Origin of the sequence: Acinetobacter legionensis, from assembly GCF_048552295.1 — a bacterium.
GTDB lineage: Bacteria > Pseudomonadota > Gammaproteobacteria > Pseudomonadales > Moraxellaceae > Acinetobacter.
The window spans coordinates 99,330-115,959 of sequence record NZ_JBIMCW010000003.1 but is presented as its reverse complement, the minus strand read 5'-3'; the positions used below and the strand labels follow the sequence as shown (position 1 = coordinate 115,959).

At 38.9% G+C, this 16,630-nt stretch carries 16 protein-coding genes; 8 read left to right on the top strand and 8 right to left on the bottom strand.

The window, feature by feature from the left end:
- Positions 1–24: 24 nt before the first annotated feature.
- Entirely contained in the window at positions 25–1,815 is a 1,791-nt protein-coding gene (locus tag ACG916_RS03680) for an ABC transporter substrate-binding protein (RefSeq protein WP_419328105.1), read from the bottom strand.
- Positions 1,816–2,538: 723 nt separating this feature from the next.
- On the opposite strand from ACG916_RS03680, the gene ACG916_RS03675 reads away from it, so the two are divergent.
- From ACG916_RS03675 to ACG916_RS03655, 5 genes are all read left to right on the top strand, one after another.
- Complete coding sequence (locus ACG916_RS03675; protein ID WP_336953290.1) at positions 2,539–5,214, top strand: TonB-dependent receptor; 2,676 nt, start codon at positions 2,539–2,541, stop codon at positions 5,212–5,214.
- 145 nt (positions 5,215–5,359) lie between these two features.
- Positions 5,360–6,061: an energy transducer TonB gene (locus ACG916_RS03670; protein WP_419328032.1), complete on the top strand. Its 702-nt coding sequence runs from the start codon at positions 5,360–5,362 to the stop codon at positions 6,059–6,061.
- A gap of 26 nt (positions 6,062–6,087) precedes the next feature.
- Positions 6,088–6,954, top strand: a complete 867-nt coding sequence (locus ACG916_RS03665) for a MotA/TolQ/ExbB proton channel family protein (protein ID WP_419328033.1) — start codon at positions 6,088–6,090, stop codon at positions 6,952–6,954.
- A 14-nt stretch (positions 6,955–6,968) separates the two neighbouring features.
- Positions 6,969–7,394: an ExbD/TolR family protein gene (locus ACG916_RS03660; protein WP_336953294.1), complete on the top strand. Its 426-nt coding sequence runs from the start codon at positions 6,969–6,971 to the stop codon at positions 7,392–7,394.
- 19 nt (positions 7,395–7,413) lie between these two features.
- Positions 7,414–7,830, top strand: a complete 417-nt coding sequence (locus ACG916_RS03655; RefSeq protein ID WP_419328034.1) for an ExbD/TolR family protein — start codon at positions 7,414–7,416, stop codon at positions 7,828–7,830.
- Positions 7,831–8,017: 187 nt separating this feature from the next.
- Here the strand turns inward: ACG916_RS03655 and ACG916_RS03650 are convergent, their stop codons facing one another.
- The 3 genes from ACG916_RS03650 to ACG916_RS03640 form a co-directional block, all read right to left on the bottom strand.
- Positions 8,018–9,520 (bottom strand): CoA-acylating methylmalonate-semialdehyde dehydrogenase, encoded by a 1,503-nt coding sequence (locus ACG916_RS03650; RefSeq protein WP_419328035.1) that lies wholly within the window; start codon positions 9,518–9,520, stop codon positions 8,018–8,020.
- A gap of 13 nt (positions 9,521–9,533) precedes the next feature.
- The gene (mmsB, locus tag ACG916_RS03645; RefSeq protein ID WP_336953297.1) at positions 9,534–10,418 is read right to left on the bottom strand and encodes a 3-hydroxyisobutyrate dehydrogenase; all 885 of its coding nucleotides are present in this window, start codon (positions 10,416–10,418) and stop codon (positions 9,534–9,536) included.
- A gap of 74 nt (positions 10,419–10,492) precedes the next feature.
- Positions 10,493–11,833, bottom strand: coding sequence for an MFS transporter (locus tag ACG916_RS03640; protein ID WP_336953298.1), 1,341 nt, complete (start codon positions 11,831–11,833; stop codon positions 10,493–10,495).
- 473 nt (positions 11,834–12,306) lie between these two features.
- Between ACG916_RS03640 and ACG916_RS03635 the strand changes: the two genes are divergently transcribed.
- On the top strand, positions 12,307–12,867 hold the full coding sequence (locus tag ACG916_RS03635) for a LuxR C-terminal-related transcriptional regulator (RefSeq protein ID WP_336953299.1): 561 nt from the start codon (positions 12,307–12,309) through the stop codon (positions 12,865–12,867).
- Positions 12,868–12,913: 46 nt separating this feature from the next.
- Here the strand turns inward: ACG916_RS03635 and ACG916_RS03630 are convergent, their stop codons facing one another.
- The 4 genes from ACG916_RS03630 to ACG916_RS03615 all read right to left on the bottom strand — a co-directional run bounded on the left by ACG916_RS03630 (position 12,914) and on the right by ACG916_RS03615 (position 14,930).
- On the bottom strand, positions 12,914–13,258 hold the full coding sequence (locus ACG916_RS03630) for a zinc ribbon domain-containing protein YjdM (RefSeq protein WP_336953300.1): 345 nt from the start codon (positions 13,256–13,258) through the stop codon (positions 12,914–12,916).
- A 112-nt stretch (positions 13,259–13,370) separates the two neighbouring features.
- Positions 13,371–13,724: a DUF488 domain-containing protein gene (locus ACG916_RS03625; protein ID WP_419328036.1), complete on the bottom strand. Its 354-nt coding sequence runs from the start codon at positions 13,722–13,724 to the stop codon at positions 13,371–13,373.
- A gap of 254 nt (positions 13,725–13,978) precedes the next feature.
- A complete protein-coding gene (locus ACG916_RS03620; RefSeq protein WP_336953303.1) occupies positions 13,979–14,425 on the bottom strand; it encodes an SRPBCC family protein in 447 nt (148 codons plus the stop codon).
- A 136-nt stretch (positions 14,426–14,561) separates the two neighbouring features.
- Positions 14,562–14,930, bottom strand: coding sequence for a ribonuclease E inhibitor RraB (locus ACG916_RS03615; RefSeq protein ID WP_336953304.1), 369 nt, complete (start codon positions 14,928–14,930; stop codon positions 14,562–14,564).
- 209 nt (positions 14,931–15,139) lie between these two features.
- Here ACG916_RS03615 and ACG916_RS03610 point away from each other — a divergent pair, with 209 nt between their 5' ends.
- Together ACG916_RS03610 and ACG916_RS03605 are read left to right on the top strand one after the other, a co-directional pair.
- Positions 15,140–15,898, top strand: a complete 759-nt coding sequence (locus ACG916_RS03610) for a ribosomal protein L7/L12 (protein WP_419328037.1) — start codon at positions 15,140–15,142, stop codon at positions 15,896–15,898.
- Between the two features lie 174 nt (positions 15,899–16,072).
- The gene (locus ACG916_RS03605; RefSeq protein WP_419328038.1) at positions 16,073–16,621 is read left to right on the top strand and encodes a hypothetical protein; all 549 of its coding nucleotides are present in this window, start codon (positions 16,073–16,075) and stop codon (positions 16,619–16,621) included.
- The last annotated feature ends 9 nt before the right edge of the window (positions 16,622–16,630 follow it).

The window sequence follows — 16,630 nt, the reverse complement described above, 5'->3', positions numbered from 1 at the left end:
ATCATTTTATTCAACTTCATCAGGTTATTTTTTAGCTGGCTGAACATCAAGGTATTGCCAAACGGTATTGATCATTGGATGTGCTTTATAGCCTTGAACTTGTGGTTGCAACAGCCAATTACGAATACGGGTACTATGAATAATCCAAGGGTTATCTGCCTCTATCTGCCGACTGATTTTTTCATAAAATGGCGTTCGTTGTTGTGGCGGTAAAGTTAAAGCTTGCTGATACAGTGCATCATAAGCTTTAGATTGATAGCAACTTAAATTTCCTTTGCCTGAGTTCGGACCATAAAGCAATTGGGCAAAATTTTCTCCTTCAGGAAAATCAGCAATCCATGCCCCACCCCAAATCATATGTTTACACTGCATGGCTTCTTTTAAGTTATCGGCAAAATTACTGACCTTAAATTCAACACGCACTCCAATAGCATCTAAGTTTTTCTTCCATAACTCAGAATGAATGACTGAGCTTGAGCTATTTTCCGTATTATATTTCAGGGTAAGCGGCTGCCCGTTGGGTAAAGTTCGATAACCATCTTTGCCTTTCTTATAACCAAATCGATCCAGTAATTTATTGGCCAATAACGGGTTATAGGCAATACTACTTCTATATTGAGCATTGTGCCCTTGCACCCCATCTGGTACCAACATTTCAGCCCTAACCGCTTGACCTTTATAAAGTTGCTTAATCGCTTCTTGTTGGTTGTATGCCAGCGTAATGGCCCGACGTAGCGCTATTTTGTCTAGACTATAACCTCCCACAATCGGATCTTTCATATTGAACATGGTATAGGTGATTTCAGGGTCTTTATTGGGAAAATGTTGAATGCCCTGTTGTTTAAGTTCTGGTTTTAATTGTGTGCCGTTTAAAGCCTGAGGAACCGCATTTGAGGTTAATTTGTCAAAATCCAATTGGCCTGACTTAAACGCCAACCACCTTGACTGTTCTTCCTCAATAATACTCACGACAACCTTACCGACTTGAGGCATTTTTTTACCCGACATCTCTTTGACAAGTTGGTTATCCCATGCCGTACCTGTCGATTTATAATTCCAAATAAAGCCACGATAGTCAGGGTTTGCCACCAGCTCAATTTTACTACGTGGCACGTATTTACTCAGTTGGTAAGCACCTGTACCTACAGGATGCTGCCCGATACGATCACCATAAAACTCAACAACTTCACGCGCTGTTCCGCTAAAAGTGACATAGGCCAAAATATAAGGGAAATTATAATCTGCACGGGTTAAGGTGAATTGTAGAGTGTATTTGTCTAAAGCTTTAAGCCCTGAAATGGGCGCATCATAATTAAACTTGCCTGTCTTTTTCGCATTGGCAACTACTTGCTCTAAACCTTGAATTTTGCCATCAATAAAAGAATAGGTAGGCGAATGGTTTTTCGGATCACTCACACGTTGAATAGAGTAAATATAATCCTGAGCAGTCAGCTCACGTCGTTTGCCTTTAAACGCAGCATCATCGGTAAAATAAATGCCTGGCTTAATTTTAAAAGTATAGACCTTGCCCTCTTGTTCTATTTTTGGCAATGCTTGTGCCGTATTGGGCACCAATACCACAGGACGAGCCAGATAATCATATTTTAATAAAGGTTCAAATATCGCCTCTGCAATATTCCCACTATAGAAATTATAGGTTTTCACCATATCGAAACCATCATCTGGTGCTTCAAAAGCCAAATTCAGGATTTTATTCGGTTGTGCAGGCGTTTTCGCAATCGCCATTTCCCCGTAACTCATTGCACCGACCAACAACGCAAGTTGTAAAAGCTTGAATTCCAAATTCACACCTATGTATTTTTATTCATCAAATTATTTAAACAGAATACTGGCAACACCATCATCCTGTAGATTGCTGCTTTGGTGCCGAACCAGAACGTTAAATTAACAATAGTGAAAAATTGAACGATATAACAGTATTAAATGCAAAGCGAATATCATGCCACTACGATTACCCCTTCTAAATTTTATTTATTTTTACCGTAATAAAATCACATTAATTCTATGAATATCTATGATTGACATCCTATCGTCATCTTCCACCCCAGCCTAAATATTAAATTCAGATATCATTTATCAGAACTACTCATAATGCACAATTTAAGTACACACACGTTCCAAAATTGATCACTTATTTTATCAAACACTATAAATATTCACTTAATCTTTTGATTTAAAATAATTAATAATAAAAACAAAGTCATAATTAATAGTTATACGATTCATTAGATATAGTTAAAGTCTTTAAATAACAAATAAATATAAAGAATAATTAAAGCCATCAGCGTGTTTTTTAATCACAACTTCATATTGTATTAACATTAATTAAGACGACTTCCAAACTTATTTTTCTACCATCAAGTCACGGATGAATAAGGAGATTAAACACTAGTCACGTAAATTCTTATCATTTTTTTGTATATTTTTAAAACATATAATTAGATAGTTGGCACTTGAATTGCTAGAAAGCAATGCAGCAATATCGCTAAGTACAAAAAAAAACGGATGTCTGAAAATATGAAAGTAAACAAAAATGTTTGCACTGTGGGATCGCCAACGATGGGGAAAACCTTACTAAAGTTGAGTACGCTTAGTCTAAGTATGATGTGGCTATCGCTAGCGCATGCAGCAGAAACTGAAGAAAAAACACAGCCAACAAAAGTAGCCAAAGTCACAGTTACAGGGTCTTCAATTAAAGGTGTTGCAGCTCAAAGTGCTTCACCCATTACGATTATTAAAGGTGAAGATCTAGCCAAACAAGGGGTAACCACTGTCGAAGAAGCACTGACCAAAGTCAGTTCTAACCAAGCTGGTTTTTCTACATCTCAAAATGTGGGTGCAAGTAATACCGAGGGTTCATCAGCCAATTTACGTGGATTAGGCACAGATAAAACTCTGGTCTTATTGAATGGTCGTCGTCTGGCTTATAGCCCATTTAGTACATCAACCACCAACCTTAATATTATTCCAATGGCAATGGTTGAACGTATCGAAGTCCTCCGTGATGGCGCATCAGCGGTTTATGGTGCCGATGCAATTGGTGGTGTCATCAATTTTATTACCAAAAAATCCTTTGAAGGTCTCAACATCAGTGTGGGAGCGACTCAGCCCGAAGCCAGTGGTGGTGATAAACAAGATATTTCCATCTTTGGGGGCTATGGCAATCTAGATGAACAAGGCTTTAATGTTTACGGTGTGGTCGATTATCGTAGAAGCAACAATATCATGGCAAAAGACCGCAAGATCAGTCGCCGTGGTGGTGTAATTCCTGAGCTCGGTTTAGATGCCAGCTCAGCAAATGCTTTCCCAGCAAATATTTTTGATCCCAAAAACAATATTTTGGCAAATCCATACGGCAATACAAATTGTAATAACACACCAAATGTCGCTGCAGATGGCGGCTTATGTTATCTCAATACCCAAGCACTGATTGGAATTACTCCAGAAGTTGAAACAATTTCAGCACTTGGCCGCGGAACCTTTAAACTTTCAGATAAATTTAATCTGATTGGAGAATATATCTTCTCACGTAACGAAGTTACTACTTCGATTGCGCCTGATGTATATAGCCGTTCAGTCACGCTTCCTTCGACAAGTCAATATTATCCAGGCAAAGGTATTGTCCCCGCAGTGAATGGACTCAGCAATGGAGATTTACAACTCTATCTGCGTTCACAAGGGGGAAACCGTTCAGGCAAAACAACCAATGACTCACATCGTGCATTTGCAGGAATTGAGGGTGAAGCCTATGGTTGGGATATCAATGCAGGCTTAACCTATGCAAAAAGTGAAGCAACCGATAGCTTTAATGCGGGTTACCTCAATCAAAGTAAAGTTCAAGCTGCTTTAAACGACGGTTCACTCAATCCATTTGGCCCTTCAGCCGATGCTAATATTTGGAAATCTTTTGAAGTCAATGGGGATACCAATAAAGCCAGCTTAGACTCAACCTCTTTTGATGTCACTGTATCTCGTCCAATCTATACACTGCCTGCGGGTGACGTTGGATTTGCCTTAGGTGGTAGTTTTACCAAACAAAATTGGGATCAAAAAATTAATGCTGAGATCGTCAGACAAGTGCCTGGTAGCGGTATAGATCCAGATAAACCTGTGAGTAAGGGTGATCGAGATATATCTGCAGTATTCACAGAATTACATATCCCGATTTTAGCCAATTTAGAAGCGCAGCTCGCAGCACGTTATGATGACTATAGTGATTTTGGCGATACCTTCAATCCAAAAGTTGCTTTACGTTGGGAACCGTTAAAGCAATTGATGTTCCGTACCTCATACAGCACAGGTTTTCGTGCACCCAGCTTATATGACATCAACTCACCGCAAAGCCAAACCTTTACAGGTTCGAAATACAATGACCCTGTGCTCTGCCCCGGTGGTACTGCAACTTCACCACAATACCAAACTGAATGTAATGTCCAATTTAAGCGTATGCAAGGTGGGAATCCCGACTTAAAAGCTGAAGAGTCAACATCTTATACTGCTGGACTGGTGTTTGAGCCAATCAAAAATCTAGTATTTACAGCAGATTACTACAACATCAAAGTAGACAACCTGATTGATGCAATTACCGATTCAATTATTTTTGCTGACCCAAGCAAATATTCAAGTTTATTTGTCCGTGATGCAGATGGGCGGATCAAATATGTGAGTACCACTTTGATCAATATGGGTGGAATTAAAACCCAAGGAGTTGATTTAAGTTTGAACTATCTCACGCCTGTAACTAAAACAGGGCGTTTTGGTTTTGGTATTGATGGAACCTATGTCATCAAATATGACAAACAAGAAGAAAAAGGCGGGGAATGGGTCAGCCGTACAGGTAGCTATTATAACCAGCAAGTCTATTCTCGCTGGAAACATGTTGCCAATGTCAATTGGAGTTATGACAACTGGAAAATGATCTTTGAGCAACAATTTAGCCGTGGTTATAAAGACTCAAATTCTATTGGTGAAGCCAAATATGATAACCATCGAGTCAGTGATTACATCCTTTATAACATTGCGGGCACTTATAGCGGATTTAAGAACTTAGAACTCACTGGCGGGATCAAAAATATTTTTGACCAAGATCCACCTGCATCCAACGTGACTGATAACTTCCAATACGGTTATGACTCTAGCTATGCAGACCCAACAGGTCGCGCATATTACGTCAGAGCAACTTACAAATTCTAATTGGGCATTTCGCAAACATTATCTAAGCCTTGTCATGGTGTTTGCGTAATTGATTCATTCACTTAGCCAAACAAAAGAATTGAACAGAATTTTTTATCGTCTCTCTTTTACTATTTATTGTTTGTCTCTCATTTCAGGAGTAGCAATGGGCAAGAATTTTTCAGAATTAGAAAATAATTCTTCCAAACGCCTGATCGGGATTGGAGCAGTCATCTTACTGCATCTAATCATTCTCTATGGCTTGATTACGGGTTTATCTAAAACAGTTGAAAAACCAGCGGATGAACCTGTTGAATTACTGATTATTCAGGACAAAAAACCTGAACCAGAAAAACCTAAACCCATTGAAAAACCACCAGAACTACCAAAGTTGGTGCAGAAAGTTTTGAAAACGCCAGATCCAAAGCAGACTGAAAAACCAATGGAAAAACCGACAGCAACACCAAAGCAGCCGGCTACACCCACAGCAACGCCTAAGACCTCAGAAAGTCCTGAGCCGACACCAACCCCGACGCCAAAGCCAGAAACAACACCAAAACCTGAGCCTGCAAAAGCAAAACCAACAGGTGAAACACGCGGTGTGTCGAGTGGAGAAGCGGGTTGTAAAACCCCTGATTACCCACGTGAATCTTTACAAAACGAAGAACAAGGTGAGGTCCTTATTTCGGTATTTGTGGGTAGTGATGGAAAGGTTAAAGAGGCCAAAGTAAAAAAATCGAGTGGGAGTAAAAGCTTAGATAAAGCTGCCTCGAAAGCTTTTAGTTTATGTAAGTTTAAACCTGCATTAAAGAATGGTGAACCTCAAGATTCTTGGTATGACATACCTTATGAATTTGTACTGAATTAATCAATTAAATAAAAATTTGGAGATAAATGATGAATAAAGCGCTCAAATCTGTACGACTATTTGCTTCAGTTGGCATTTTAACTGTAAGCACCCTACTGCCTGTATCTGGTGTATTTGCAGAAGAAACCACTGCAACACCTGCGACTGTAACGGCAACAAATACAACAACAAGTGAAGCCCATACACCACCACCTAAACCAGCAACAACACAAGCTGTACACAACCCTTACGGTTTAGAAGCACTATGGCGCGAAGGTGATATTGTTGCTAAATCAACCCTATTTATCTTGGTCCTGATGTCGATTGGAACATGGTACATCATGGTAACCAAGTTTATTCAGCAGGCAAAAATTAAACGTCAGGGTAAAGAGGTTGAAGCCAAATTTTGGGATGCTGCATCAATTGACGGCGCTGCGGGAACACTAGGCGAAGCAAGTGCCTACCGTTTTATTGCTGAAAAAGGCATTAACTCAACCAAAAAACATGGTGGAAACCTACTTGAGCGTATCGACTTTAACACTTGGGTCACAATGTCGATTCAACGGGCAATTGATAAAATTCAAAGCCACTTAAGTGGTGGTTTAGCATTTCTTGCAACGGTTGGTTCTACCGCACCATTCGTAGGTTTATTCGGTACAGTTTGGGGAATCTATCATGCACTTACTGCAATTGGGATTTCGGGTCAGGCCTCTATTGATAAAGTTGCTGGACCTGTAGGCGAAGCACTGATCATGACAGCAATCGGTCTCGCTGTAGCAGTGCCTGCGGTACTTGGTTATAACTGGCTCACCCGCCGCAATAAAGCAGTATTAGATAATGTACGTACTTTTGGTTCTGACTTACATACTGTTTTACTCAGTGGTGAGATCAAAAACAGTAGTGATGCTAAATAAATGAGGGATCAGTTATGAGCATGACAGTCAATTCAGACAGTGACGAAGATGATGTGATTTCTGCGATTAATACCACACCTTTGGTGGATATTATGCTGGTTTTACTGATTATATTTTTAATCACTGTCCCTGTTGCAATTCACACGGTTCCAGTCAAATTGCCTGAGGAAAAAAATACACCTTATGTCACTAAACCAATTAATGTGCAAATCGCTGTCAATAAAGCGGGGGATATTTTTTGGAACGAAAAGTATATCGCAGATAAAAATACATTGATCAATCGTTTACAGGCTGAAGCAGCAAAACGCCCACAACCAGAAGTACATATTCGTGGTGATCAAGTAACAAAATTTGAAGCGATTGATGAAGTAATCAGTGCTACCAAGCAAGCAGGTATCGGCAAAATCGCTTTTGTCACGACACCAGTTGCCGCACCATAATCGAGAAAAGGAACAGCTTATGGCTATGAATGTCGGTGCCAATAAAGACGATGATGATGTGATGTTAGATGTCAATATGACACCACTTATTGATGTGATGCTGGTGTTGTTGATTATGTTTATTATCACCATCCCAATTCCAAATAATGCGATCAATATTGACTTGCCCAATGGTGCACCACCACCTACCAATGAGAAGCCACCTGTGCCAGTCACCTTACGTATTGACCCTCAAGGTAAAATCTTTTGGAATGATCAAGCTGTTGAAAATAAACAAGCGCTAGACGTTTTATTTGCTGGTGTTGCACAGAAATCAGATCAAGATCCGATTAAAGTCCAGCCAGATAAACTCACTGAATATAAGGATGTAGCAATGGTGATGGCAGCCGCACAACGATTAAATGTTAAAAAAATCGGAATTGCAGCAAGCCAATAATATTTAAGGGATGAACAAAGCTGCACAGTACAATCGACTTGCAGCTTTGAGCCCTTGATCTATGCAATGTTTCAAGACGTTTTATTCATAGTGCAACATTATAAAGAACACAATACTCAATATATCTGACTTTCACTCACATCTAAACAAGCCAGCATCTGCTGGCTGATCATAAGCATTCAATCAATTAAGTGATTTTAAATGCCAAAGAAATGGCTTGATCTTGTTCTTCAGGATCAGGCCATTTTTGTGAAACAGATTTTAACTTCGTATAGAAACGAGCGGCATCTGGACCATATAAATGCGACTCACCAAATTTTGAACGTCGCAAACCACCAAAGTTAAAATAACTCACTGGGAGTGGTACAGGCACATTAACACCAATCATGCCCGACTCAACTTCCATAAAGAAGCGATGTGCTGACTTTCCATCACGGGTAAAAATCACCGAACCATTGCCATATTCATGGCTATTGGTCACAGCAATTGCCTCATCTAAACTATTGACGCGTAAAATTCCTCGCGCTGGGCCAAAAACCTCTTGTTGATAAAAATCCATATCTGTAGACAAATAATCAAATAGAGTTGGCCCAATATAATAGCCATTTGAATACTCTGGATGTTTAAAATCACGACCATCTAATACCAACTCAGCACCATCTGCAATACATTGATCAATCGCCTTTAAAACAGACTGTTGCGATTGCGCACTAATCACCGCACCAAAATCTGCAGTTGGATCATTATATGCGCCAACTTTCAATGCATTGATTTTTTCCACAATACGTTGACGTAAGCGATCTGCCGTTTCAGCACCGACGGGAATGAGCAATGACACCGCCATACAACGTTGACTTGCTGATCCAAACCCTGCTGAAACAAAGGCATTTGCAGCCGCTTCAAGATCGGCATCAGGCATCACCACCATGTGATTTTTCCCGCCTGTAAATGCGGCAACACGTTTGTTATGTGAGGTGCCTTTTTGGTAAACATATTCACCAATCTGTGTAGAACCCACAAAGCTCACAGCTGCGATTTCAGGATGTTCAAGTAATGCATCGACTGCGGTTTTATCCCCTTGTACAACATTAAATACATCATCTGGAAGACCAGCTTCTTTCCATAACTCTGCAAAAAATAATGCAGCCGAAGGCACTTTTTCAGATGGTTTCCAAACAATTGAATTACCCACAGACACAGCCATTGCCATCATAACAGCAGGAATCATGATGGGGAAATTAAACGGGGTAATACAGCCCACCACACCCACAGGAACACGTACAGAAAACACATCGATTTCGCCAGCAACATTACGTGCATATTCGCCCTTAGTAATCTGTGGGGCATTACAAGCAAATTCAATTCCTTCAATCGCACGGCCAATTTCACCGATTGCATCGGCAATAGTTTTGCCATGTTCACGACCAATGATTTCTGCTAATTCAGATGTTTTGGCAATCATTAACTCACGTAATTTAAAAAGAACTTGCAAGCGTGTAGCATGTGAAGCTTTTGCCCATTTTTTTGCATTTGCTGATGTCGCAGCTTTTACGGCAGTATCAATCACTGTTGCATCGCCATAAGCACAACGTGCTATTTCTTCACCTGTAGAGGGATTAAATACTGGGCCTGAATGTTGAGTTTCTGTGATATGACGACCTGAAATATAATGTCCGATTAAAGTACTCATCCTGATTTTTCCTTCACGTTGCGACTGAAACTAAATTAAAAATACTACTGAAGTCGGTCTTTCCATGACCACTTTGACTATGCTTACTATAAATCGTTTGAGCCAATGTTCCTAAACTCACCTGTGCATCGACTTCGGATGCTGCATCTAGGGATAATCCCAAATCTTTCAACATTAAATCGGTCATAAAGCCCGCAATATAACCTTGACTTGAAGGCACATTTTCCAAAACATCTGGGACAGGATTATATTTCTCCACACACCAATTTGCCCCGGAACTGTTTTGAATAATCTCAGACATGACTTTGGGATCTAAACCATGTCGCATTGCCAGATTCAAAGCTTCACTGGTACCAATCATATTGATTGCCAGCAGCATGTTATTACTGGCTTTGGCAATCTGCCCTGCACCATGTTCTCCAGCATGAAAAATATTTTTACCCATTTTCTCTAAAATAGATTTCGCTCGCTCAAACTGCAGCTTTGAACCACCCACCATAAAGGTCAAGCTTGCTGCTTGGGCAGCTAAAGTTCCACCTGAAACAGGTGCATCTACACAGTCGACTCCCATAGATTCTGCAAACTTTGAGACTTCTCGGCTTGTTAAAGCTGCAATCGACGAACAATCAATAATCAACGAACCCTTTTTTAAACTTTTTAAAATACCTTGATCACCAAGATAAAAATTTCTGACACTTTCTGAGTTGGGTAACATGGTGATCACAACATCTGCATCTTGAAGAACGTGCTTGTGATCTACGGCTACACCACCCAAGGATTTAAATGCTGCAACAGCCTCGGGGGATAAATCTAAGCCTGTCACCTTCCACTGTGCACTGAGCAAATTTTTAGCCATAGGAAGCCCCATATTCCCAAGACCAATAAAGGAAATATTCATATTTATTCCTAAAAATTAAGTGTTGTAAATTTGATCATTGATTGCAATGATTTTCTTTAAATCAATCATCTACTCTAAACAGACAATTTGCTTTTAACCGTTTTATGATGTCGCGCTAGGCTGAGATCATCACGCTTCATAAACAAGCTACAGAAGATTGCGAAAATCGCCATACTTACGATGTAGATAACAATCAAATGAGGACTACCATTACCAATACTGAGTAGTTTGGTGGCGATCAATGGCGCTAATCCACCGCCTAACACGCCTGCAAATTGAACTGAAATCGAGATGCCACTGTAGCGAATTTCGGCAGGGAACTGTCGAGCAAACAACTGAGACTGTGGCGCATACATAATCGGAAACACCACGCCGATTGCTAAAACAATTGCGGTCCAGACCAACACAGGATCTTTGGTATCCAGCATGCTAAAGAACGGATAGCAATACAATGCAAGGACCACTAGACCAAACATAAACATATTCCGCTGCCCCACTTTGTCGGATAGATGTCCACACAATGGCGTCATCACCATGATTAAGCCTGCACCACAAATCGTTGCAAACAAAATATCTTGGCGAGGAATACCTAACTTGGTTGTGGTATAGGCTAAGGCAAAAGTTGAAGCAATATAGAACCATGCATTTTCAGCAGCACGGGCAAAGATAATCGTGAGTAATTCACGCGGATGATTTTTAAAGACCTGCATTGCTGGAACTTTAACTTCTTGTGCTTGTTGTTTTACTTTTTCAAAATCTGGTGACTCAGGTACTTTGACACGGATATACCACCCCACACCTAACAATAAAATGCTGGCAAGGAAAGGCAAACGCCAGCCCCAACTAAATAGACTTGCTTCGGGTAAAAGTGAAACCAACCCCAGTGCGATAGAGGCCAACATTAAACCACCACCGGCACTCGCTTGCGGTAAACTCCCCCAAAAGCCTTTACCGCCTTCAGGTGCATGCTCCACAGCCATCAACACGGCACCACCCCACTCGCCACCCATTGCCATACCTTGAACAAAGCGTAAAATCACCAGAAAAAAGGTCGCCCAATATCCAATACTTTCGTAGGTTGGCAATAGGCCAATTAAAACGGTAGGAATCCCCATCATAATCAGGGTAGTGAGCAACATTGTTTTTCGACCAATTTTGTCCCCGAAATGACCAAAGATAATACCTCCCAACGGACGTCCAATAAAACCAACTGCGTATGTGGCAAATGCAGCCAGTACGCCTGTTAATGGATCAAGATTTGGGAAAAACAATTTATTGAAAATCAACGCTGCGGCTGCACCGTAAATAAAAAAGTCATACCATTCAATTGTCGTTCCCACCATGCTGGATATACCTGCTAAACGGTGTGAAGATTTTTTCTGTTGTTGAGGACCTGATCCTTGTATGTGCTCCATCGCTACCTCGCCCAATTTTTAGTATTGTCATCCATTCATCACCTTAGAGATAATCTATCCTGATTATATTAATTAAGGTGAGCTCATTCTTTTTACATAAACAAGTTAAAATAAGCAGCCAAGATTAATATTGATTTATTTTGATAAAAAATTCTAAATAACCTACAGGCTTCTCATCATCAATGTGAATCAATTGCTTTTTTCAGTCAACACCCTTAATTACTTAAGTAGTTTTAAAAATAAAACAAATAAAGCAAATACAACTAGTTATATTAAAAACCTAAATATAGACTAAAGTTAAATATAAAAAATGTGATACATTGCATAGTATTTAAAATACTAAATTTATATACATAGCCATATCAAAATAATCTATTTAATTTTCATCATATTATAAAAAAATAACGGTTTAATACTTGTTATTTCCATCTAGCTCGCTATATTTATTATTATACTAAGTAAGGATGCTTATTATGAACTATAATAAAATCGCATTTGATTTTAGCCCTGCACCGATCGTTGTATTAAGTTATAGACATATGATGGAAATGAATTCTGCATTTGCCACTTTGTTTGGCTATGAGCGTGGGGAATTGATCGAGCAATCTATTGTGAAAATTTTTCCTAGCCTTGAGGATTATGAAAAAGTTGGCAATGATGCATTACAAAGTTTACTGTTAAAAAAAAGCCATTACTATTCCGATCAGCGTTTTATGCAGCACAAAAATGGCGAAATCTTTTGGACACATACTCATGGGCAAACATTGACGCCTGAAGATCCATTTAAATTAATGGTCTGGCATTTTGAACGAAAAGATCAGGTGTTATCTTCTAAGCAAAAACTCACAAAACGTGAATCTGAAATTACCCAATTGATTGTCAATGGGTTTACCTGTAAAGAAATTGCCCGGAAATTAGAGCTATCACACCGGACCATAGAAGTACATAAAGCAAATTTAATGAAAAAGTTGGGCGTTCGCTCCAAAGCAGAACTAACCTCAAAAATTATTATTCGAGAAAATGATAGCTACTAAAAATGATCACAGTCATTATACTGTGATCATGTATGAGCCTAAGAAATTAAGCTTTTTTCACAAATTCTGATTTCAATTTCATTGGACCAATCCCATCGATTTTACAATCAATATCATGACCATCATTACTGTCTACAAGTAACCGAATACTTTTGACTTTCGTTCCTACCTTAACCACTGAAGAAGAACCTTTAATTTTTAAATCTTTAATCACCGTCACTGAGTCGCCATCTGCCAAGATATTTCCAACAGCATCTTTAATCGTCACGTTGTCATCTGCTGTTACTTGCTCACCATCTTTCCATTCATAGCTACATTCTGGGCAAATCAATAAATCACTATCTTGATAGGTGTATTCTGAATTACATTTCGGACAATGGGGCAACGACATAATAAGCTCAGCTTAGGATCAAATCACAATCATAGCATTTTAAGATTTTTCATCAACTTAAAAACCATAATAAATATAAGGAATAATTTAAAAATCAACCGCGATCATTAAACTAAGCTTTAGGATTTAACACATCCAGCAAAACACTGACATGATTTCGACCTTGATTTTTGGCCGCCGTTAATAAGGTTATAGAACCTTGTGCTGTAAGTTTCCGCAATTCATCTAACGATACTGTAACCTGAGATAATTCAACCCGATATCGTTTTTGAAATTCATCCCAACGGCTTTCTATATCCTCGTGATACCATTTTCTCAGTTGATTAGATGGTGTAACGTCTTTTGGCCATAAGTCAATCTTAGCATCTTCTTTTTTGATACCGCGTGGCCATAAGCGATCAACGAGAATCCTTTTACCATCTGTTTCTGAAACAGCATCATAAATCCGCTTACTATAAATCGTCATTATTTTTCCAAACTGGAGTTGTACTTAACCGAAGTGATTCTAAATAATGAGAAATATCCTTTCACAAGGTAATACTGGAGTAACAATAAATATGCACGCCCCACCTTAGCTGTTGCACTAAAAACATAGCACTATCTTATACTTGCTTACGCAATCTAGACAATCGATGATTGAATTGCCCACTTATTGTTGAGGATAGCGGTGCACCATTTGCTCTCGAAAACGATTATTTTCATTATTTCACTAGCACTATTTTATTGGTCTGGAATGGTTGGATTGACCAATAACCCAAGTAACTGCAAAGACTCTTGCCATCCCAAGTAACAGGCTTCAACAGGAATCACTTTGGGGATGCCTGACTGGGTAATATTGACTTCAGTTCCGACAAGCACCCCTTTTATTTCAATGATCACTTCAATATCTCCAGCTAATTCGGGATTATCAAAGCGATCAAAATATCGTATGCGCTGGTTTGGAATAAGCTCCGCGTAAGTTCCACCAAATGAATGAGTTGAACCTGTAGAAAAATTGGTAAAAGACATCCGATAAGAACCGCCAACTTTCGCATCCATTTGGTAAAGTTTTGCGGTAAATCCATGGGGTGGCATCCATTTTACAATCGCGTCTGGGTCTAAGAATGCTTTATAGACTCGCTCTGGTGGTGCACTAAAAACGCGATGCAATTTTACCGTGTTACTCATACTCATATCCTTGACTATTATTCTTGTTGAAAATCAAGTTTAGCGCTGTATAAAGCTTTCATATGTATGGTTTGAGTAGTCTGAAACTTAAAAAAGCAGATCAACAAGGATATGCTTTTAAAACAATATCAGTCATCTATTCCTCATCGTCTTCATCATCAAATATATAGGTTGTGCATCCCCAACCATCATACTCACCTTCAAACTGCTCAGCAATTTTAGTAAACCATTGCTCTAAATCCACAATGTCTTCGTAGTCTGGAAGAAGATGAACATAAATTGTAATCACCCATTCATTTGGCTGTACTTCTTCGTCCAAATACAGTGAAACTTTTTGCTCTTCGTGTAAAAGATAAATTGCACATTTTTCAGCAAGTTCTTGTGTTTTAAAATACACAGAAAACTCGATTTCATGTACCTCTTCCAAATCATCACCATCTTCGTGCATTTGCCAAAGTAGATTACCGTTATCATCTTCTGGGAATTTTTCAAAATCACGAGTCATGGCTAAGCCCTCTTTTAAGGTTATAAATATTATGAGTTTACAATATCAAAGTTTTATGACAGTTTTAAAATATTGCCCATTCGCACACAAATTACTACTTTTATTTGACGTCAATTTGTAATAAAAATTGAATTAATTCTATGATTAATAAAACTCATATCTATTGTTAACCTATATTCATTGACGATTAAACTAATAATGACAGGTGCATGATGCCAGACTTTAGCCAACAACAACGACAAGAAATTCTTTTACTGATTCAACAAGGTCGTAAAGTTGAAGCAGTTAAATGGGTCAAAGACCACTCAGACTTAGGCTTGAAAGACGCGAAGGATTATGTAGAAAACCTGACAGAAAACTCATACGACTTTGCATTTTCAGATACTGCCCAAAGTGTTATTTCTCGTGATATACAATTGCAAACTCCACAACAAGACATTCTTGTCCTGATTCAACAAAATCGTAAAATTGAAGCGATTAAACTGGTCATGGAAAATTCAAACCTTGGGCTAAAAGATGCCAAAGACTTTGTAGAACAGCTCACTGAAAATCCTCATTTAGCAATCAATCAATTTCAGTTCGATGATGATTTTTATGATAGTCAGCATCCACGCTATAAGGCAATTCAGTCAAATTTTGAAACTGGCGAAATCTATGTGTTAGATCAAGATCATCAAAAAGTGTTGATAGATGAACATCATCCTGACTGGAATGAAATTATGCATCATTTTACGCAAGGTGAAACATATGATTCGGCTGCTGACTACATTGCTGCAATGAAAGCCAAAGCACGTGATAGCGCTGTCAATTCGACACATAATATTCATTCAATTCCCCGCCCATCCAGCGTGACAACACAACCGGTCGGTATTGAAGATCAAACCCAGAAAAAAGGCTTACCTATTTTTATGCTTATTGTTATTGCGATTGTTGCTGTGCTTGCATATCAATTTTTTATCAAGCAATAAAATGCAACGCCGCGATAAAATTTAACACAGCAATAAGATTGAATATGCAATGCAAAATGTCTAATAAAGTTTAAAACAGTCAAAAGAAAGCCTTTCGACTAAAAGCTCTTGTTCTCATCACTTAAATTATTCGGGGTAAGCATCTACCCATTGAATCAAATATAATTACAAGCATTGCTTGATCTACTTAAATACCATCAAATAGAACCAGCAGAACAATTCCTTATTGCACAACTTCAACTAGATCCTACCGCAGCACAAAATTTAGTCCGCATCCTACATGAATCACCCGATGCGCTTCATGCTTTTAAAGCAAACCCTCAAATTTTATCGGGCGAAATACCAAATATAAAAAATGAAAGCAAATCTTTTCAATTCAACTTTTCATCTAGTACGGTGAAAATGCCCCATCAGGATGGTAAAACCATTGAAATCAATGATCAACATCCCGACTGGCAAGAGATCAAAAAACAATTCCAAATCGATTTGACTCAACCAGATGCTTTATCCAAATTTGCCGAAAACTTTATACAAGGACAGACGCAAAATACCTCATCACAAGCAAAGTCTTCATCTTATGATTCAACAAGCCCTACTTACGCTTCGGTTCAAACCTCAGGGGTGGAAGACTTGAGTCATCAGAATATGTCCAGCAGCATGCTGTTATTGATTGGGTTTCTTGTTTTGATTGGGATTGCAGCCTTTTACGATTTTAAAACATGATTGATCAGT